Origin of the sequence: Gordonia sp. LUNF6, from assembly GCF_047041125.1 — a bacterium.
In the GTDB taxonomy this organism is placed as follows: Bacteria; Actinomycetota; Actinomycetes; order Mycobacteriales; family Mycobacteriaceae; genus Gordonia; species Gordonia sihwensis.
The window spans coordinates 3,355,441-3,375,334 of the sequence record NZ_CP178181.1; the positions used below are offsets into that span (position 1 = coordinate 3,355,441).

At 67.9% G+C, this 19,894-nt stretch carries 18 protein-coding genes and 1 riboswitch; of the genes, 6 read left to right on the forward strand and 12 right to left on the reverse strand.

Translation table 11 applies throughout. The features are described from left to right. Positions 1–3 precede the first annotated feature (3 nt). Positions 4–2,331 carry an ATP-dependent zinc metalloprotease FtsH gene (gene ftsH, locus ACK8HH_RS15730; protein ID WP_062366068.1) on the reverse strand — a complete coding sequence of 776 codons (2,328 nt, stop codon included), beginning with the start codon at positions 2,329–2,331 and terminating at the stop codon, positions 4–6. Between the two features lie 217 nt (positions 2,332–2,548). Beyond that, on the reverse strand, positions 2,549–3,112 hold the full coding sequence (gene hpt, locus ACK8HH_RS15735; protein ID WP_006896170.1) for a hypoxanthine phosphoribosyltransferase: 564 nt from the start codon (positions 3,110–3,112) through the stop codon (positions 2,549–2,551). Between the two features lie 250 nt (positions 3,113–3,362). Between hpt and ACK8HH_RS15740 the strand changes: the two genes are divergently transcribed. Together ACK8HH_RS15740 and ACK8HH_RS15745 are read left to right on the forward strand one after the other, a co-directional pair. Next, positions 3,363–4,106, forward strand: a complete 744-nt coding sequence (locus tag ACK8HH_RS15740) for a glycine zipper family protein (protein WP_062366070.1) — start codon at positions 3,363–3,365, stop codon at positions 4,104–4,106. A 263-nt stretch (positions 4,107–4,369) separates the two neighbouring features. Continuing rightward, positions 4,370–5,026 (forward strand): hypothetical protein, encoded by a 657-nt coding sequence (locus ACK8HH_RS15745; protein WP_412475325.1) that lies wholly within the window; start codon positions 4,370–4,372, stop codon positions 5,024–5,026. A gap of 1 nt (position 5,027) precedes the next feature. On the opposite strand, the gene tilS is transcribed toward ACK8HH_RS15745, so the two are convergent. From tilS to dacB, 3 genes are read right to left on the reverse strand one after another with little or no spacing between them, the layout of a single operon-like run. Continuing rightward, on the reverse strand, positions 5,028–5,981 hold the full coding sequence (gene tilS, locus ACK8HH_RS15750) for a tRNA lysidine(34) synthetase TilS (protein WP_412475326.1): 954 nt from the start codon (positions 5,979–5,981) through the stop codon (positions 5,028–5,030). A gap of 5 nt (positions 5,982–5,986) precedes the next feature. Further along, a complete protein-coding gene (locus ACK8HH_RS15755) occupies positions 5,987–7,081 on the reverse strand; it encodes a zinc-dependent metalloprotease (protein WP_412475327.1) in 1,095 nt (364 codons plus the stop codon). 19 nt (positions 7,082–7,100) lie between these two features. Next, on the reverse strand, positions 7,101–8,414 hold the full coding sequence (gene dacB / locus ACK8HH_RS15760; protein WP_412475737.1) for a D-alanyl-D-alanine carboxypeptidase/D-alanyl-D-alanine-endopeptidase: 1,314 nt from the start codon (positions 8,412–8,414) through the stop codon (positions 7,101–7,103). Between the two features lie 176 nt (positions 8,415–8,590). Here dacB and ACK8HH_RS15765 point away from each other — a divergent pair, with 176 nt between their 5' ends. Further along, positions 8,591–9,070 carry an inorganic diphosphatase gene (locus ACK8HH_RS15765; protein WP_006896164.1) on the forward strand — a complete coding sequence of 160 codons (480 nt, stop codon included), beginning with the start codon at positions 8,591–8,593 and terminating at the stop codon, positions 9,068–9,070. Positions 9,071–9,747: 677 nt separating this feature from the next. On the opposite strand, the gene ACK8HH_RS15770 is transcribed toward ACK8HH_RS15765, so the two are convergent. The 3 genes from ACK8HH_RS15770 to ACK8HH_RS15780 form a co-directional block, all read right to left on the reverse strand. Next, the gene (locus ACK8HH_RS15770) at positions 9,748–11,442 is read right to left on the reverse strand and encodes an MDR family MFS transporter (protein ID WP_006896161.1); all 1,695 of its coding nucleotides are present in this window, start codon (positions 11,440–11,442) and stop codon (positions 9,748–9,750) included. Then, positions 11,442–11,918, reverse strand: coding sequence for a MarR family winged helix-turn-helix transcriptional regulator (locus tag ACK8HH_RS15775; protein ID WP_062366082.1), 477 nt, complete (start codon positions 11,916–11,918; stop codon positions 11,442–11,444). Before ACK8HH_RS15775 ends, ACK8HH_RS15770 begins: the two co-directional genes overlap by 1 nt. Positions 11,919–12,070: 152 nt before the next feature. Then, positions 12,071–13,306, reverse strand: coding sequence for an aminotransferase class V-fold PLP-dependent enzyme (locus ACK8HH_RS15780; protein ID WP_412475328.1), 1,236 nt, complete (start codon positions 13,304–13,306; stop codon positions 12,071–12,073). Between the two features lie 17 nt (positions 13,307–13,323). Next, positions 13,324–13,437: riboswitch (SAM riboswitch) on the reverse strand. 298 nt (positions 13,438–13,735) lie between these two features. On the opposite strand from ACK8HH_RS15780, the gene ACK8HH_RS15785 reads away from it, so the two are divergent. Continuing rightward, complete coding sequence (locus ACK8HH_RS15785) at positions 13,736–14,311, forward strand: hypothetical protein (RefSeq protein ID WP_231650172.1); 576 nt, start codon at positions 13,736–13,738, stop codon at positions 14,309–14,311. Positions 14,312–14,334: 23 nt separating this feature from the next. Then, a complete protein-coding gene (locus ACK8HH_RS15790) occupies positions 14,335–15,441 on the forward strand; it encodes an isochorismate synthase MenF (protein ID WP_006896156.1) in 1,107 nt (368 codons plus the stop codon). A 2-nt stretch (positions 15,442–15,443) separates the two neighbouring features. On the opposite strand, the gene ACK8HH_RS15795 is transcribed toward ACK8HH_RS15790, so the two are convergent. From ACK8HH_RS15795 to ACK8HH_RS15805, 3 genes are read right to left on the reverse strand one after another with little or no spacing between them, the layout of a single operon-like run. Next, positions 15,444–16,643, reverse strand: a complete 1,200-nt coding sequence (locus tag ACK8HH_RS15795; RefSeq protein ID WP_062366091.1) for an O-succinylhomoserine sulfhydrylase — start codon at positions 16,641–16,643, stop codon at positions 15,444–15,446. A gap of 13 nt (positions 16,644–16,656) precedes the next feature. Beyond that, positions 16,657–17,070, reverse strand: coding sequence for a rhodanese-like domain-containing protein (locus tag ACK8HH_RS15800; RefSeq protein WP_006896154.1), 414 nt, complete (start codon positions 17,068–17,070; stop codon positions 16,657–16,659). Continuing rightward, positions 17,067–17,549 (reverse strand): hypothetical protein, encoded by a 483-nt coding sequence (locus tag ACK8HH_RS15805; RefSeq protein WP_045538260.1) that lies wholly within the window; start codon positions 17,547–17,549, stop codon positions 17,067–17,069. The genes ACK8HH_RS15800 and ACK8HH_RS15805 overlap by 4 nt, the downstream gene beginning before the upstream one ends. A gap of 203 nt (positions 17,550–17,752) precedes the next feature. Here ACK8HH_RS15805 and ACK8HH_RS15810 point away from each other — a divergent pair, with 203 nt between their 5' ends. Then, positions 17,753–19,144: an FAD-dependent oxidoreductase gene (locus ACK8HH_RS15810; RefSeq protein ID WP_006896152.1), complete on the forward strand. Its 1,392-nt coding sequence runs from the start codon at positions 17,753–17,755 to the stop codon at positions 19,142–19,144. Between the two features lie 232 nt (positions 19,145–19,376). Here the strand turns inward: ACK8HH_RS15810 and ACK8HH_RS15815 are convergent, their stop codons facing one another. Next, the gene (locus ACK8HH_RS15815) at positions 19,377–19,880 is read right to left on the reverse strand and encodes a hypothetical protein (RefSeq protein WP_006896151.1); all 504 of its coding nucleotides are present in this window, start codon (positions 19,878–19,880) and stop codon (positions 19,377–19,379) included. Positions 19,881–19,894 lie beyond the last annotated feature (14 nt).

Genomic DNA, 19,894 nt, shown 5'->3' on the forward strand with positions numbered 1-19,894 from the left:
CCTTCACTGACCGTCGCGCGAATCATCTGCCGGCGGCCAACCGGGTGCCGACCAGTCGCGGGGAGCGCCGTAATCCGGCCGAGTACCGTGGCCGTGCCCCTGCCCGGGCTGCTGATCGGCGCCGGGCGTCCCGTACTGGCGCGGTCCGTCGTGCGGTGCCCCGTACTGCGGCGCCCCGTAGTGGGGTCCGCCGTTCTGGGTTCCGCCGTTCTGGGGTGTCCCGTTCTGGTGCGGCGCGTTCGGTTCCGGCGGCCCGGACGGCTGCTGACCGTAGGGCGTGCCGTACTGCGGTGCCTGCGCGTGAGGCGGAGCACCGTACTGCACCGGCTGACCGAAAGCGGGCGCCGCCGGATCGGCCTGGCGGGCGGGAACCGGTACCGGCTCCTCCACCGGCGGCCACGGCTCGCCGCGCTCGGCCGCCAACTCGCCGGGAGTCTTGATCGGCGGCTTGGTGCTCGGGATCCGCTCACCGAAGATGTCGAATTTGGTGATGCGCGGGCGCTTGCCCACCTCCCCGAGGATCGCCTCGAGATCCTTGCGGACCAGGGTCTCCTTCTCCAGCAGAGCGCCGGCCAGCACGTCCAGCACGTCGCGGTACTGGTTCAGGATCGACCACGCCTCGGTGTGCGCGGCCTCGATCAGATTCCGTACCTCGTCGTCGATCTCCGCGGCGACGCCCACCGAGTAGTCCGGTGTCGACCCCATGCCGCGGCCGAGGAACGGATCGCCCTGCTCCTGGCCGTAGCGGACGGCGCCGAGCTTCGCACTCATGCCGTACTCGGTGACCATCGCCCGCGCGATCTTGGTGGCCTGGTCGATGTCGGAGCTGGCTCCAGTGGTGGGCTCGTGGAAGACGAGCTCCTCGGCGGCACGACCGCCCATGGCCATCACCAGCCGGGCGATCATCTCCGATCGGGTCATCAGGTCCTTGTCCTGCTCCGGAACGGCCAGGGCGTGTCCGCCGGTGCGTCCGCGGGCCAGGATGGTGACCTTGTAGATCGGATCGAGGTCGGGCATCGCCCACGCGGCGAGCGTGTGACCGCTCTCGTGGTAGGCGACGACCTTCTTCTCGTGCTCGCTGATGATCCGGCTCTTGCGGCGCGGGCCGCCGATCACGCGGTCGACGGCCTCCTCCAGCGCCTCGCCGGTGATGACCGTCTTGTTCTCGCGCGCCGTCAACAGCGCCGACTCGTTGATGACGTTCGCGAGATCGGCACCGGACATGCCCGGGGTGCGCTTGGCGAGCCCGTCGAGGTCGGCGTCCGGCGCGATCGGCTTGCCCTTCGCGTGCACGGCGAGGATCGCCTTGCGCCCGGCGATGTCGGGGTTGCCGACCGGGATCTGGCGGTCGAAGCGGCCGGGACGCAGCAGCGCCGGGTCGAGGATGTCGGGCCGGTTGGTCGCGGCCATGACGATGACGCCGGAACGGTCACCGAAACCGTCCATCTCGACGAGCAGCTGGTTCAGCGTCTGCTCGCGCTCGTCGTGCCCGCCGCCGAGTCCGGCGCCGCGCTGTCGGCCCACCGCGTCGATCTCGTCGACGAAGATGATGCACGGGCTGTTCTGCTTGGCCTGTTCGAACAGGTCACGCACACGCGAGGCGCCGACACCGACGAACATCTCCACGAAGTCCGAGCCGGAGATCGTGAAGAAGGGCACGCCGGCCTCGCCGGCCACGGCGCGCGCGAGCAGCGTCTTACCGGTGCCGGGCGGACCGTACAGCAGCACCCCCTTCGGGATCTTGGCGCCGAGTGCCTGGTATCGAGCCGGGTTCTGCAGGAAGTCGCGGATCTCGTCGAGTTCCTCGACGGCCTCGTCCGCACCCGCCACATCGGCGAAGGTGGTCTTCGGCATGTCCTTGCTGAGCTGTTTGGCCTTCGACTTCCCGAAGCCCATCACCCCGCCGCGTCCACCCTGCATCCGGCTCATCACGAAGAAGAAGAGCCCGAAGAGGATCACCATCGGCAGGACGAAGATCAGGATCGACTGCCAGATCCCGGAGTCCTTGGTGACGTTCGTCTGGTACTCGGACCCGGTGTCGACCACGGCGTTGAAGATCCGGCTGGTGACGCCGGCCGGGTACTGGGTCGAGATCTTGCTGGCCTCGGAGTCCCCGACCTTGATCGGATCCTTCAGTTCGATGCGGAGCCGCTGCTCCCGGTCATCGATCTGGATCGACTTGGTGTTCTTCTTGTCCAGCTGGGCCATTGCGACCGACGTGTCGACATCGGTGTACTCGCGATCGGAATTCCGCATCATGCTGAAGCCCCAGATGGCGAACAGAATGACGGCCACGATGGCCAGATTCCGGAACAGTGTCTTGCGATTCATGCGTGTACGCGTGGGCGCGGGTCGTTGTGTTCGGTGTTCACCACGCCGCCGTGCCCATTTGTCCTTCCCGTCGGCTCGAAATACGAGGCTACCTGTAGAGGGCCGGATCGTCGCCGCCGTACGGCCTGCTCCGTCGAGCCCCGGCCCGGGTTGCCGGCTGAAGACTCAACTTCGCAGGTGGTCCGGTTGTTCCGCCGACCGTGCCGCTGCCACCCGATCAGGACGAGTAGACCGACGGATGGAGCCTGCCGACGTACGGCAGGTCGCGGTAGCGCTCGGCGTAGTCGAGTCCGTATCCGACGACGAACTCGTTGGGGATGTCGAAGCCGACGTCGGCCACGTCGAGCGTGGCCCGCACCGCGTCGGGCTTGCGGAGCAGCGTCACCACCTCGAGCGAACGCGGCGAACGCGTCGCGAGGTTCTTGATGAGCCACGAGAGCGTGAGGCCCGAGTCGATGATGTCTTCGACGATCAGCACATCCCGGTCGGTGATGTCGCGGTCCAGGTCCTTGAGGATGCGCACCACCCCGGACGAGGAGGTCGACGAACCGTAACTCGAGACGGCCATGAACTCGAGCTGCGACGGGATCGGCAGGGCGCGGGCGAAGTCGGTCATGAACATCACGGCGCCCTTGAGGACTCCGATCAAGACCAGATCGTCCGGAGCGTTCCGATACCGGTCGCCCACCGCACGGGCCATCTCCACCGTTCGAGCACGGATCTGTTCCTGGGTGATCAGGACTTCTTCGATGTCGTCGCCATAGCTGTCGTCGCGCTCCACCCCTATAGCTTCGCACGGCCCGCGGCGCCGGTGAGTCCGGGTTCTCGATGAGCGAACTGTGGAAGTGAGGGTGGGAGGAGGTCCGGAGCGCGTCCGCAGCGGCGATTCTGTGACACAAGTGACGCGTTTCTCACGCATTCTGCGCATACCTGGTCCGGATCGCCCTGTTCGCGCCCTTAGTAGTGGAACGTTGTCGCGACTGAGCCTCGTGGCGGCGACGTCATCGAACCACCTGGAAAGAAGTACGAGCATGTCTGTCCGAAACGCACCGCGGGCGATCATCGCGGTCATCGCTGCCGTCGCCGCGGTACTCCCCTTCCTCGCCGCGCCCGCGGACGCGGCGCCGAACGAGCCTCGGCCGCACGCCCGAGTGCAGTCGAGCCGCGACCACGTCATCGTCACAGTCGCCAACGCCTCGGTCAGCCGCGAGGACCACACCCTTGTGCTTCGAGACCGTTCCGGACGGGTGCTCGAACGGTTCCCCCTCACGTTCATCGCGCCCGATGACCGCACGTACCCCATCGACGCCGATGTCTCCGGACGCACCGTGCGACTGACCCCGTCCAGGGACCTCGCGCGGTCGTCGCGGACCGACGCGGCGCTTCTGGAGAAGGTCCGCGTCGCCGACGCCAACGGCTACAAGAGCAAGGACGAACGCGACGACGCCGCTTTGTCGCGCCTGAGCCGCGAAGTGACCACCGGCGCCACCGTCTCGACCGTGATCGGCGCCGCCTTGGGCGCAGTCCTCGGAGGTGCGGCCGGCTGCCTGTTCGGTCTCGCGGCGGGACCGCTCGGGTGCTTCTTCGCCGGAGTGCCGCTCGGCGCGACCGCCGGCGCCGGTCTCGGTGTGATCATCTCGGGCGGCGTCGCCGGGGCGGCCGTGCTCCACTACTTCGACACCGTCAACCGGCCCTTCAAGGACCTCACGCCGCCGACGTCCACGTCGCCCTCCACAACGGCACGCGCGTCGTCGGCCACTCCCTCCAAACACTGATCCGTCAGCACTGACTCGGCGACCGCCGAGCCGACCGCGGCCCGCCCGGCTATCCGGGCGGGCCGCTCCGCGTCGTCCGAAGGAACCCTTTTGGCGTATCCCCCGTCACATGAGTCACAGTGTGTGCCGTTCTGGCACATATTTGTCGGGGAAGTCTTAGTTTTCTCTCAGCTCAGTTGCGATCCGGCGTCGAGACGTCACTTCCGTGTGCCGGATCACGATCGGGGGTTCCGGGCTCACAGCCAGTCACATGAGAGGGAGTCATGTCTCTTCGCACATCACTACGCAGCGTCTTCATCGCCTTACTCGCGCTCGCCACGGCCTTGCCGTTCCTGGCGTCGCCCGCGCATGCCGCACCGCAGCAGCCACGCGCACAGGTCCAGCGCAACGCCGACGACGTCACCGTCAAAGTCTTCGGGGCAACGGTCGCCGTGGAGGGCGGCAACCTGGTGTTCCGTAACGCGTCCGGCAAAGCGCTCGACGTGGTTCCGCTGACCTACGTCGGCAAGGACGCCCGCACGTACCCGATCGACGCCACGGTCAAGGGCGACGTCGCCACGCTGGTGCCGTCGAAGGACGCGGCGCGGTCGACGACCACGCCGGCGAGCGTTCTGGAAGCGGGTAAGAGGCCGGCTCAGCGGGTCATCTGCGGACCGCAGACCCGCAAGCAGCGCGATAAGGAAGCGCTGGACCAGATGAACTCCGAGCTCGCCACCGCGGCCACCATCGGCGGCATCGCCGGCGCGATCATCGGTGCGATCATCGGGCTCTCCGGCGGCCCGCTCGTGGCCTTCGCCTCGCCGATCGGCGCACTGCTCGGCGCAGGCGGCGCGGTCGCGGGTGCCGCCATCAACGGCACGTTCGCCCGCTACTTCAAGACCATCAACAGCCCGTTCAAGCCCAAGGTGTGCAACATCTGACTCATCTCGGTACTCGCTTCACCGTGAGCTCTCGAGCCCGCCTCGTCACGACGAGGCGGGCTCGCTCGTCGCCGCCCACCGCGACCGGCCCCTGTCCGCGCCAGTCCGTGATGAGCGCGTCCACGGCACGGACCACCCGGTAGACGGGGTCGTTCGCCCCCACCGATCGGAGCCACCCGCGGAGCACTCGGGTCCGCAGCGCGGCCGGGGCCGAGCGCAGCGGTTCCACGTCCAGCACCCGGCCGTAGGCACACTCTTCGAGCAGTTCGGTGGCCGGTGGGTCCAGTGCGTCGGCATCGTCCTGCAGCTGCGACGCGGTGCGCGCGAGTGACTCGGCGGCACCGCCTCCGATGACCTCGTCGAGCAGAGGCAGCACCTCCTTGCGGATCCGCACCCTGGTGAACCGGGGATCATCGTTGTGCGGATCGTCCCAGACCGGGAGTCGCCACCCGGCGCAGGCCTCGCGGGTGTCCGCACGCCGCACTCCGAGCAGCGGCCGTCCCCAGGGCGCGGACCACTCCCGCATTCCGGCGATCGACCGGGCCCCGGAACCTCGGGCCAGCCCGAGCAGGACCGTCTCGGCCTGATCGTCGAGCGTGTGGCCCAGCAGTACGGGCCGGGCGCCGCGGGCCTCGCCGAGCGCCGCGTACCGTGCGCGGCGCGCGGCCGCCTCGAGTCCACCCGCACCCTCCACGGTCACCTCGCGGACCTCGGCCGAGGCCCCCAGTTCGCGGGCCGTCTCGGCGGCTCGCGCGGCCACGGCGGCCGAGTCGGTCTGCAGCCGGTGGTCGATCACCACCGCGTGCACGGTGAGGCCGGCCCGGATCGCGGCGGCCGTCAGAGCGAGTGAGTCCGCACCGCCGGACAGCGCGACGCACACCGCGTCGTCGTCCAGGTGCCGATCGGCGAAGCCGCGGACCGCGCCGATCAGCGTCTGCTGCGCTCGCCTGGTCATCGCCGCTAGCCGAGCACCCGCTCGATCCAGTCGTCCGGCGCGTCGATCTCCGACATCAGCGGCATCGTCTCGGGCGACGACCAGACGGTGTTGAACCGGTCCATTCCGACGCGGTCGACCACATGGTCCACGAAAGCCTTGCCCCGCACGTACTGTGCCATCTTCGCGTCCATCCCGATCAGCGCGCGGATGAGCCGCTGCAGCGGATTCCGGGGCGCCTTGCGACGCTGGTCGAAGGCCGCGCGGATGGTCGCCACCGTCGGCACCTGCGCCGGACCGACAGCGTCCATGACGTGATCGGCGTGTCCTTCGAGCAGCGTTCCGAGCACCAGCACCCGCTCGAACGCAGCGTACTGTTCGGGCGATTGCAGCAGTTGCATGAGGCCGATCACGCCCTTCTCGCGCGGCTTGCCGCTGCGGACCGACTCGGTGATGCGGGTGACGAGCTCGGCCACCGACTCGTCCCCCTCGCCGGTGAGCGCTCCGACGTTGGTCCTCATGTAGTCGGCGAGCCACGGGTTCGCCGAGAACTGCACCCGGTGGGTCACCTCATGCAGGCAGACCCACAACCGGAAGTCGGACGGGTCCACGCGGAGCTGACGTTCCACCGCGATGATGTTCGGAGCCACCAGCATCAGCACGCCCGGTTCCCCGGTCTGCGGATCGAGGCTGAATGGGTCGTACTGACCCAGGATCGCGCTCGAGAGGAAGGCCAGCAGACCTCCGGCCTGCACTCCCGCGATCCGTCCGGTGAAACCGGGCCGGTGCGGGCGGACCTCCGGTTGCCGCGTGGCCGCATCGTCCGGACCGAGCATCGCCGGCATCGAGCGCGCGGCGGCGTCGATCCACCCCGATCGGTCCAGGATCTGCGCGGCGGGGACGGCGAGTCCGTCGGCCAGACCGGTGACCTCCCGTACCGGGCCCTCCGCACGCACCGCCGCGTCCGACAGTTCGGCGTACACCTGGTCGGAGGTGTAGCGCGTGATCCGCGGGCCGGGCCGGGCGACTCGCTTGCCCACCGTGGCGGCCAGGCCCCAGTCGATGTTCTCGACCGGCGTGGCGGAGGACTCGTCGGAAACCGAGTGCTCGGGAACGTTCATTAGTCTTCCTTCCGGTCGGTCAGCCGCGGCAGCCGCAGTCGCGGAGCGCCCCGACCACCGCGTCCACGGCCGGACGCGCGTCGGCCGGCGAGGTCCCGCCGGAGATCATCGCGAACGCCAGGACTCTGCCGTCGACCGTCTGCACTGTTCCGGTCAACGAACTGACGCCGGTCAGTGTTCCGGTCTTGCCGCGAACCCATCCCGCCCCGTCGGTCGACGCCGGGAAGAACCGGTCGGCCAGGGTTCCGGTGCCGTGAGCGACGGGCAGCGAGTCGAGCAGCGAGCGCAGCTTCGGGTGCCCGTCCCCGGCGGCCGCCGACATCAGTTCGTCGAGCAGGGACGCGGGCACGCGATCGGAGTACGAGAGGCCCGAGGAATCCACCAGCGTCGCATCCCCCACGTCGAACCCGTTGGTGCGGAGGGTCTTCAACACCGCCTGCGCTCCGCCCGAGATGCTCGGCTCACCGCCGGTCGCCTCCGCCAGCTCGATGCCGAGCGACTCGGCGAGGACGTTGTCGCTGTACCGCATCATGTCGCCGACCCGGACGGTCAACGGAGCCGACTTCACCGAGGCGATCACCGGCGCACCCGACGGGGCCGTGGTCTCGGCGACTGGACTGTTGAGACCGAGGGCCTCGGCGAGTGCACGGCCGGCGGAGAGTGCCGGCTGGTCGGTGCGCGGCGAGTACTCGTCGTTCGGCTTGAGTCGGCCGCCGTCGACCATCAGCGACTCGATCGGTGCGATGTCGCCGCCCTCGATGTCCCGACGGTCCCAGGTCTTCTGCATCGTCGGGCCGGTGAACAGCGAGGTGTCGACGGCGATGGACGTGACGTGCGTGCCGCTCCGCTTGATCTGCTCGGCCAGGTCGGAGATCCGGCCGGGAGAGGAGTAGAACGACGGCTCGCCCGCGGGCGTCGACGTCAGAGTCGGATCGCCCGCTCCCACCAGGATCGCTTCACCGTTCGCGCCGAAGACCACTTCGGTGGTGACGCGCGAATCGTGCGGCAGGGCCAGCAGCACGGCCGATGCGGTGAGGATCTTGGCGTTGGAGGCGGGTACGCGGGGTTCGGCGGCACCCTGCGACCACAGCACTTGGCCGGTCAGCGGATCGGACACCTGCCCGGTCAGTTTGCCCAGTGCCGGATCCTTCAAGGGCTTCGCCAGTTGCTTCGCGACCCCCGCGGCCGTGGGGACCGGCGCGTTCGGCGACACCGGGACGATAGCCGGGTCCAGCGATGCCGCGGCCGGACGGGCCGGGGTTCCGGGAGGAACCGGATCGGCCCGGTTCTGGTAGAGCCACCAACCGACGCCCGCGCCCGCCACCAGCACCATCACCAGCACGACGATCAGGATCCAGCGCAGCGCTCTGCGCGGCCGCCGGGCGGCGGGACTTGTCGGCTGGGCCACGTATCCTCCGGTCTGCGGTCTGCGTTCGACGGTGTTAACAGTATCCTTGACAGCCGTTGAAGCAATTTCCGGACAGTCCGTCAGCAACGCCAGGAGGCAGCATGGAGTTCGAAGTCACCGTCGAGATCCCCAAGGGTGGCCGCAACAAGTACGAGGTCGATCACGAGACGGGCAAGGTCTACCTCGACCGCTACCTGTACACGCCGATGGGCTACCCGGCCGACTACGGCTACATCGACCACACCCTGGGCGAGGACGGCGATCCGCTGGACGCGATGGTGCTGCTCACGGAGTCGGTGTTCCCGGGTGTCATCGTGAAGGCGCGGATCGTCGGCATGTACACGATGACCGACGAGGCCGGCGGCGACGACAAGCTGCTCGCCGTTCCGGCCGGCGACCCGCGCTGGGACCACATCCAGGACATCGACGATGTCAGTGAGTTCGAACTCAACGCCATCTCGCACTTCTTCGAGCACTACAAGGATCTCGAGCCGGGCAAGGAAGTGACCCCCGGCGGCTGGGTCGGCAAGGCCGAGGCGGCCAAGGTGGCCCAGGCGGCTGTCGACCGCTACCAGGGCTGATCCATCCCCGCACAGACCGAAGAGGAGCAGAGCGCACCCGCGCCCTGCTCCTCTTCCGTCTGCGGCTCGTCCCCCGTTTCGACTCGCTGCGCTCGCTCAACAAGCCTGAGAAAAGCCACCCAGCCCCCAGGCTCATCGAGTAAGCGAGCGAGCGCAGCGAGCACGCGCATCGAGACCCCACACCGTTTCGACTCGCTGCGCTCGCTCAACAAGCCTGAGAAAAGCCACCCAGCCCCCAGGCTCATCGAGTAAGCGAGCGAGCGCAGCGAGCACGCGCATCGAGACCCCACACCGTTTCGACTCGCTGCACTCGCTCAACAAGCCTGAGAAAAGCCACCCAGCCCCCAGGCTCATCGAGTAAGCGAGCGAGCGCAGCGAGCACGCGCATCGAGAACTCACACAGTTTCGACTCGCTCCGCTCGCTCAACAAACCTGGTGAGAACACTCGCTCAACAAGCCTGAGAAAAGCCACCCAGCCCCCAGGCTCATCGAGTAAGCGAGCACGCGCATCGAGACCCCACACAGTTTCGACTCGCTGCGCTCGCTCAACAAGCCTGGTGAGAACACTCGCTCAACAAGCCCGCGAACAGCCACCCAGCCCCAGGCTCATCGAGTAAGCGAGCGAGCGCAGCGAGCACGCGCATCGAGACCCAGCAACACGCAGCGACTCGCTCCGGTCAGTCGGCCGCGACCGGCTTCGGGTCGTCGCTCTTGCTCTCGGGCGACGGCGGACGGCGGAGCGAGACCTCCGACCACGTCACCGTGCCGATGATCGACAGGATCGACAGGATCGAGACCGACAGGAACACCTTGTCCATCGAGTCCGCGAAGCCGCGCTTGATCGGCTCCGACAACTCCTTCGGGAGCTTCTCGATGACGGAGGTGTCCTTCATCGTCGCCCCGGCGCCGCCGCCGGCACCGGGGTCCTCCGCCGCGGTGATCAACGAGTGACCGAAGGCCGCCACCTGCGGATCATGGCTGGTAGCCGCCTGCTGGACGGCCGCGGTGAACTCAGGAGTGCCCGACGCGTCTTTGAGCTGATCGGCGATGTTGGGGCCCATCGTCGAGAACAGCAGCGAGAAGAAGACCGCGACGCCGAGCGTGCCGCCGATCTGCCGGAAGAAGGTCGCGGTGCCGGTCGCCATACCGGTGTCGCGGACCGGCAGGATGCTCTGCATCGCCAGCATGAGCGGCTGCATCAGGTTGCCGAGGCCGAAACCGAGTCCGGCTGCCGCCAGCATCACGAGGTACAGCTGGGTCTGCGTGTCGACGAAGTGCAGCAGGAACGACATCGTCGTGATCAGGATGGAGCCGATGATCGGAAACACCTTGTATCGCCCGGTACGCGAGATCAGCTGGCCGGCCATGATGGAACCGATCATCATGCCGGCCACCATCGGCAGCATCTGCAGACCGGCGACCATCGGGCTCGAGCCACGGAGCACCTGGAAGTACTGGGGCAGCATCGAGATACCGCCGAACATGACCGCACCGACGATGAGGGAGACGAGGATGCCCTGTGCGAAGACCCGGTTCTTGAAGACGCGGAGCGGGATGATCGCCTCGTCGCCCATCTTGTTCTCGATCACAATGAACGCGGCGATACCCGCGGCGCCGATCAGGTAACAGATGACGCTGTTCAGCGACGTCCAGCCCCAGTCACGGCCCTGTTCGGCGACGATCAGCAGCGGCGCGACGGCCACCGCGACAGCGGTAGCGCCCCAGTAGTCGGTGCGGTGTCCGGTCAGCTTCTGCTGCGGGTAGTTCAGCACCTTGTAGACCACCACCAGTGCGATGAGGCCGATCGGCACGTTCACCAGGAACACCCAGCGCCAACCGGAGACGCCCAGGATCGAGTTCGCGCCGGCGAGGAAACCGCCGAGCACCGGGCCGAGCACGCTGGACGTGCCGAAGACCGCCAGGAAGTAACCCTGGTACTTGGCGCGTTCCAGCGGTGCGACGATATCGGCGATCGTGGTGATCGCCAGTGTGAACAGACCGCCCGCGCCGAGACCCTGGAGCGCACGGAAGCCGGCCAGCTCGTACATCGACGTCGACATGCTGCACAGGAGCGACCCGATGATGAAGATCGTGATCGCGAGCAGGAAGAACTGCTTGCGTCCGTAGATGTCCGACAGCTTGCCGTAGAGCGGCGTCACGATCGTCGAGGTCACCAGGTAAGCGGTGGTGACCCACGCCTGCAGGTCGTATCCGTGCAGGTCGTCGGCGATGGTGCGGATCGCCGTCGACACGATCGTCTGGTCGAGCGCGGCGAGGAACATGCCGATCATGAGTCCGCTCATGATCGTGAGGACCTGGCGATGCGTCAGGTTCCGGCCGGGGAAGTCCGCGGCGGCAGTTGGTGAACTCATCAATCAGCTTTCGTGGTGCAGGGGAAGATTCGGGTTTCGACCGCGTCGACGAACCGGCCGAGGAGGCGGACGAATATCTCGAACTCCTCCGCGGACCAGTCCTCCACGGTTTCGCCGACGAGTCGTCGTCTCGACTCGGCGATCTCGCAGACCTTCTCCCGGCCGTCGTCGGTGAGGACCAGCTGCGACGCACGCCCGTCTTCGGGGTGCGCCTCGCGCCGGACGAATCCTTCCTTCACCAACTGCGCGACGTGCCGACTGGTGGTCGAGGGGTCTGTCACCAGCCGATCGGCGAGGTCGCGCGAGCGCATCGGGCCGTTCCGCAGGACGAAGAGCGCTCGGTACGCGGCGGTCTCGAGTGAGCCATTGCGTCCGTTCCAGATTCCGGTGTGCAGCGCCCGATCCCTGAGCCGCGTGTATCGGCTGAGGGCGACGAACATCTCGTCGAGCTGTTCGGGCGTCGCTTTCACTCTCATCCCTCTTCGTTGCAGTCTGCAATCAACTAATTGCGCTCTGCAAGTATGAGAGGTGCCGACTCCCGGCCGCAACTGAGAAATTTCGGCATAAATGGACGTACGTCCCGCGCCCGCGAACCCCACCGCGCCCGCTGTGAAAGCGGACGAGAAATCTACCGCCGCACCAGATCCGACAGCGCGGCCAGCAGACGATCGACATCGTCCGACGACGTCCCGAGACCGAAGCTGGCCCGGACCGCACCGTCGGGGTAGCCCAGCTTCCGCAGCAGCGGATGCGCGCAGAACTTGCCGTCGCGCACGCCGATCCCCCGCGTCACCGACAGATATTCGGCGACACTGCGCGGGGAATGGTTCTCCACGGTGAAGCCGGCGATGCCGACGCGGTCGGCCGCATCGTCGAAGACCCGCAGCGGATGCACGCCGGGCAGCAGCGCCAACCCCTCGTCGAGACGCTGCTGCAACCGGTGCTCGTGATAGCCGATCTCCTCGAAACCGATGTCCTGCAGGGCCTGCGCCGCCGCTGCGAGCGCCACCACCCCCAGCGTGTTGGGAGATCCGGCTTCGTGACGAGCGGCACCGGTGTGCCACGCGACCCGGCCGTCGAGGTCGACGTCGGCGGTGGCGCCGCCGCCGGCCAGGTACGGTTCCGCCGCATCGAGCCAGTCGCCGCGGCCCACCAGCGCGCCCGCACCGAACGGCGCGTACAGCTTGTGGCCGGAGAAGACGAGGTAGTCGATGCCCCAGGACGCGATCGAGACGGCGCGGTGCGGGACCAGTTGCGCGGCGTCCACCAGAATGCGCGCGCCGTGCCGATGCGCCGCCGCGGCCAGCCGTCCGATCGGCAGCACCTCGCCGGTCACGTTCGACGCACCGGTGATCGCGAGCAACGCGGCGGGCGCGGCAGCGAGTTCTGCTTCGAGCCGCCCCACCGTCTCTTCGACGGTGCGGGCCGCCGGCACCACGCGAGCACGGCCGGTCCGGGTCCAGGGCAGCAGGTTGGCGTGGTGCTCGATGTCGAGCACCACCACGTCGCCGGGGGTGACGTGCGCGGCGAGATTGACGGCGTCGGTGGTGTTGCGCGTGAACACCACCGTGTCGTCGCTTCGACCGCCGACGAACCGCCGGACGGTCTCCCGAGCCTGCTCGTATCGCGCTGTCGTGACCTGAGAGAGATGGCCCGCGCCCCGATGCACGCTCGCATACTCGGTCAACGCGCCGGAGAGCCGTTCCGCGACAGACACGAGAGCCGGGGCCGATGCCGCGTAGTCGAGGTTCGCGTAGACGGTCTCGCCCCCTGCGGTGGTCGGCACCGTGGTGTCGGCACCGACCACCGGCGCGAGGGGACGAATGGGTGCCGGGCACACGGCCCGGTCGAGGATTGCGGTCATGACACGACTCCAGTAGATCTCCGCACTTGCCGGACGTCGGTCGACGCCGGCCGGGTCGTCACCTGGAGCACCCCACCGCGGTGGAGGGTTGCCGACCGGCCAGCCAGGGCTTCGCACCGGTTCTCGTGACCCGCCGTCAAGGATGCCGGTACGCGTCATTCGCGGAAAGCATTAAAACCACGGCGGGTGTAATCACCGGCGGATCCGCAGTTAGCGTGGTTTCAACATCCCTGTTCAGAAAGGCCTCCCGTGGTTCATCCGTCCGACCCGCAGTATCCGAGCGGCGCTCCCGGCCGGCCCCTGCCACAACCGCCCCTGCCACAACCGCCACAGCCGTCGTCGTACGGGCCGCCCCACCGGTACGGACCCGCGCAGCCGCCGTACGCACCGAACCCCTTCCCGCCCGGCCCGTGGCCGCAGCAGCCGCCGGTGAAGGGTCCGAAGCCGATGTTCTTCGGCATCGTGGCGGTGACCGCACTGGTGGTCGCCGGACTGACGACGCTGCTGATCCTCGCCCCCTGGGACTCCGACCGCGACACCGGTGCGGCGCCGGAGACCACGCGAACGTTCGCGCTCAAGGGCGGGACGTCCGTGGAGGTCCGGGTGCCCGCCGGCTGGACCGCCGTCACCGACACCAACGACGGCGCGCCCGTCGTGGTGCTGCGGGCCGCCGACGACGACCGGGTGCTGTCGCAGATGTCCGACGACCTCACCTCGCTCGGCGAATCCGGCTCGGGGACCCCGGTACACACGGTGGTGGTGTTCGCCGACAGTTGCTCCGGAACCGCCTCCGTCGGCGAGTGGAAGACCAAGAGCCGTGACGACTCCGCGAACGGCCACACCGAGCAGTGGCTGTACGCGACCTCGAGCGTCGACGGTCGCACCTGCGTCAACATGTCGGGTGCCGACGCGGGCGCCGACCCCGTCTCCGCCGGATCCGCGGGCCGCGACCTCCTCAAGCGGTTGATCAGGGAGAAGCGCATCACAGCGACGAAGTCCGTCTAGCCTCTCGCGGGTAACCTGGCCAGGTGCCTGCCGGTCTGTCGTTTCTGCTGTCGAACACCGATCTCAACGCCCGCGGATTCGGAGTGCGCGCCGCGTTCGGCTCCGTGGCGCAGGCGCGAGAGGCCCTCGCCGCCGGCACCGTCGACTTCGTCGGCGGCGCCCTCGGCTTCGACACCGGCGGTCCCGCATCACTGATCGCCCCCGAACGGGTCGACTTCTCCCCCGCAGCCACTCCCGCCACGGTCGACGGCTCGGTGGTCGCGGAGGTCTCGGTGACCCCGGACTCGGTGCACCGCGAGCGAGTCGTCCGCGCACTCGACGCCATCGCGTCGGGCGCCGCCGAGAAGGTGGTCGTGGCTCGCAGTCTGGACGCGTCGCTCACCCGGGCCGTCGAGCCGGTCGAACTGATCGGCCGATTCACGGCCACTGCCGGCGGGTCGACGGTGTTCGCCGCCGATCTGAGCGCGGCGCCGGGACACGACGGCAACTGGCTGATCGGCGCGAGTCCGGAACTCCTGCTCCGCAAACGCGGTTCCATCCTCCAATGCGTTCCCTACGCGGGATCGGCCCCGAAGTTCGACGCCGCAGGCCGTCCCGTTCCGAACGCCGCCGAGGAACTCAGCCGTTCGGCGAAGGACTTGCGCGAGCACGCGTACGTCGTCGACTATCTGCGCGACCTGCTCCAACCGCTGTGCAGCCGTATCGCCATCCCCGACCGGCCGCAGACCATCTCCACCAACCACGTCTGGCATCTGGCGACGCCGATCACCGGAGAGCTGGCCGATCCGACGATCACGGCGCTGGAACTGGCGGCGCTGCTCTCCCCCACACCCGCCGTCTGCGGGACACCGACCGAAGCCGCGGCGCGGATCATCGAGGAGGTCGAAGGACCGCGGGAGTTCTACGCCGGAACCGTCGGCTGGTGCGACGCCGCCGGCGACGGGGAATGGGTGGTCTCGATCCGGTGTCTCGAGCTCGACTCGTCACGCACGAAGGTCAGCGCCTGGGCCGGAGGCGGCATCGTCGCCGGCTCCGACCCCGACGCCGAGGTGGCCGAGACCACGGCGAAGTTCCAGACGGTGCTCAGTGCACTGGCCGACGCGGACCGCCCGGTGCGTGCCGACGCCTGAGCTCAGCCCAGCGCCGCGTCCAGATCGCGCAGCAGATCGTCCGCGCTCTCCAGACCCACCGACAGCCGGACCATCGAGTCGGTGAGACCGATCGCCGCACGGCCGTCGGGCCCCATCGCCCGGTGGGTGGTGGTGGCCGGATGCGTGATGAGGCTCTTGGCGTCACCGAGGTTGTTGGAGATGTCGATGATCTGCAGTCCGTTGAGCACTTCGAAGGCCCGCTCCTTGCCGGAAAGACCCGGCCGGTCGGCGAGTTCGAACGTGATGACCGTTCCCCCGCCGGACATCTGCGAGCGCGCCAGCTCGTACTGCGGGTGCGACGACAGGAAGGGATAGATCGCCTTGGCCACCCGGGGATCGGCGTCGAGGAATTCGGCGACTCGCAGCGCGGTGGCGACCGACTGGTCGAGCCGCAGCTTCATCGTCTCGAGGCCCTTGAGCATCACCCACGCGTTGAACGGACTGAGAGCCGGACCGGTGTGACGCATCAGTTCCCGCACCGGGCCGTCGATGAACTCCTGCGTGCCGAGCACCGCACCGCCCATCACCCGGCCCTGGCCGTCGATGTGCTTGGTCCCCGAATACACGATGACGTCGGCGCCCATGTCCAGACCGCGTTGCAGCAGCGGGGTCGCGAATACGTTGTCGAGCACCACCGTCGCGCCGGCCGCGTGCGCCATCTCCGACACCTTGCGGACATCGACCAGCGTCTGCATCGGATTCGACGGCGTCTCGAAGAACACCGCGTCCGTCGGCTCGGCGAGGGCCCGCTCCCACGGGTCGAGGTCTTCTCCGTCGACGAAGACCGTCTCGACGCCCCAGGACGGGAGGATCTCGTTGCAGATCACGAAGCAGGAACCGAAGAGGCTGCGCGCCGCGACGAGGCGGCTGCCCTTCTTCAGCAGCGCACCCAGTGCCACGAAGACCGCGGCCATGCCGCTCGCCGTGGCGAAGCAGGCCTGCGTCCCCTCGATCTGGCGGAGCCGCTCCTGGAACATCGCGACGGTCGGATTCCCGTAGCGGGTGTAGACGAAACGCTGTTCTTCGCCGGTGAAGGCGCGTTCGGCCGCCTCGGCCGACTCGTAGACGTATCCGCTGTTGAGGTAGAGCGCTTCGGAGGTCTCGAAGAAGCCGGAGCGAAGGATCCCACCGCGCACGGCGACGGTCTCTGGAGAAACCCAGTCGGGCAGCTCTCGGCTCATTTCACAGACTCCTTCATGACTGTCGCCAGGGCAGCGACGCGGCGCGCCAACCGGCCCCGCCACGGTGCCCGTCGGCGTCGATCGGGCCTTCGAACCCGTCGAGAATGTTGTACGCCTGCCCGAATCCGGCGGCGACCGCGGCCTCCGCTGCACCGATGGACCGATGGCCCGAGCGGCACAGGAACAGCAGTTCGTCGTCCGGCTCCACGCCGGCCTCGCGCAGTTGGTCGACGAAGCGCGGATTGGGCGCACCGTTCGGGTAGTCGATCCACTCGACGAACAGCGTGCGCTTGCCGAGCGATTCGGTGTCCGGCACTCCGACGAAGTTCCATTCCGCTTGCGTGCGGCAGTCGATGAGGACTGCCTTCGGATTCTCCGCGAGCCGCTGCCATGCCTGCTCACACGTCACGTCGCCGCTGTAAGTCATCGGTTGCACACCTTCCACTCACCGTTCTCCCGGATCAGCCGCAGCGAGGTCGTCTGCTCGTCGTCCGCGGTGTTCTCGCGGTTCCAATGGGCTTTCACGGTGGCGCTGTCGCCGGTGACTTCCACGTCCATGTTCGGCACGACGATCTTGCCCTTGGCCTCGTTCTCGGCGCGGTTCTGCTCCGCGAACTGGACCGACTTCGGGAAGTCGGCGGCGTCCACATCGGCCTGACAGAACGAGCCGACGTACTGGTCGTAGTTGAGCGTGCCCATCGCGCTGTACATGTCGTTGACCGTGTGCTGCACCTGAGCGGAGTCGCTGAGCCGTTCCTCCGGCGGATTCACCAGGGCGGCGATCAGGACCCACGCCAGCAGCACCACCACGAGCGCACCGGCCAGAATCATCGGGAGCGCCGCTTTCCACGACCGCGGCTGGTCGTCCTCCGGGAGGTCGTGAGACGCCGGCTGGTCTTCGTTCATGACAGCCGAGTGTATCGGCCCATGTCCAGGGACTTTCAACCGTGCCGTCCGGCGACGGGCCACCTTCACCGGGCGCGATTCGTCAATAGTTTTCGGCACCCGATCTTCGACTGAGGTATACCTCACATCGAAATTTTGGCGGCGACCTCACAAGACATAACGTAGAGGTATCCCTGTCCAACCAGCTGAGGAAGCACCTGGAAATGAGTGACAACAGCCGCCCGTTGCGGGTCGCGATCGTCGGTGCCGGGCCGGCCGGCATCTACTGCGCCGATGCACTGATGAAGTCCGACACCGCGTCCGAGCGCGGCGTGAGCATCGATCTCTACGAGCGCATGCCCGCCCCGTTCGGTCTCATCCGGTACGGCGTCGCACCCGATCACCCGCGCATCAAGGGCATCATCACCGCTCTGCACAAGGTGCTCGACAAGCCCCAGGTCCGCCTGCTCGGCAATATCGACTACGGCACCGACATCACCCTCGCCGACCTGCGCAAGCACTACGACGCCGTCGTCTTCTCCACGGGCGCCACCGACGACCGCGCTCTGCAGATTCCGGGCGTCGACCTCGAGCGCAGCTACGGCGCCGGCGAGTTCGTGGCCTGGTACGACGGCCACCCGGACTTCTCCCGCGAATGGCCGCTGGAGGAGGAGAAGGTCGCCGTGATCGGTGTCGGGAACGTGGCCCTCGACGTGGCCCGCGTGCTGGCCAAGACCGGCGACGAGCTGCTCCCGACCGAGATCCCGGACAACGTCTATCAGGGGCTCAAGGCCAACAAGGCGGTGGAGGTGCACGTCTTCGGACGCCGCGGCCCCGCCCAGGCCAAGTTCACTCCGCTGGAGCTCAAGGAACTCGACCATTCGCCGAACATCGAGGTCATCGTCGATCCCGAGGACATCGAGTACGACGAGGGATCGGCCGTCGCGCGCCGCTCCAGCAAGATCACCGACCAGGTCGCGACGATCATCGAGAACTACGCGATCCGCGAGCCCAAGCAGGGTGCGATCCACAAGCTCTTCCTGCACTTCTTCGAGAACCCGACGGAGATCCTCGGCGAGGACGGCAAGGTGGTCGGACTCCGCACCGAGCGCACCGAGCTCGACGGAACCGGCAACGTCAAGGGCACCGGCAAGACCCGCGATTGGGACGTCACCGCCGTCTACCGGGCGGTCGGCTATCTGTCGGACAATCTGCCGGAGATCCCGTTCGACGACCAGGCGGGCGTGATCCCCAACGAGGCCGGCCGGATCTTCGACGACGGCAAGCACCTCACCGGCCTGTACACCACCGGCTGGATCAAGCGCGGTCCGGTCGGCCTCATCGGCCACACCAAGGGCGACGCGAACGAGACCGTCGAGTGCATCCTCGAGGACATGCGCAATGGTGTCCTCAACGAGGTCGAGGACGCCTCCGAGGCCTCCGTCGTGGATCTGCTCGAATCGCGCGGCATCCCGTTCACCACCTGGGACGGCTGGTACCGGCTCGACGAGCACGAGCGCAAGCTCGGCGAAGCGCAGGGCCGCGACCGCGTCAAGGTGGTCGAGCGCGAGGACATGCTCGCCGCCTCCGAACCCCACAAGGTGAACCGGGGCTGACGGCCGCGCTGCCCAGCCGCCGGGCTGGTTGAGCGAGCGCAACCCCCAGGCTGGTTGAGCGAGCGCAACCCCCCAGGCTGGTTGAGCGAGCGCAACCCCCCAGGCTGGTTGAGCGAGCGCAGCGAGTCGAAACCACCGTCACCCACCACACCCGAAAACCGAAGGGAGGGCGACCGATCCCGGTCGCCCTCCCTTCGCGTCTGCGACGTCAGTTCACCGCCGTCGCCGGTCTCTACGAGCCGTTGCCGACGGTGGTGGACTTGTCCTTCGGCTGCGCTCGACGCACGTTCTGCCAGAACCCGACGTTGTTCATCGGGTTCTCGACTTGCTGCCCGATGGTGTAGCCGGAGATCGACGCGGGCCAGCAGCCCTTCCATGTGGTGTCGAAGGCGACGAAGGTCTTGCCCGGCTTCAGCTCACCGAGCTTGTTGGTGATCTTGCCGTCCTTGTCCTTCGTCTGCGGAACCCACTTGCTGGCACCGCCGAACTCGGTCACCGTCACACCGGTCATGGTCGAGCCGCCGATGTTCGTGACGCCCATCCAGCGATGCATCTGCCAGACGGGACCGTCGGACCAATTCGGACCCCACAGTTTGAAGGTGCAGGAGATCCCGCCGATGATCTGGAGGTCGCCGGGGGTGCCGGCGTGCGCCTGCGGAACCGCAGCCAGAGAACCCGCGCCGATCGCGCCGGCGGCAGCTACCGCCGCCGCCATCCGTGTCAGGGACTTCTTCATGTCAAGAGCCTTTC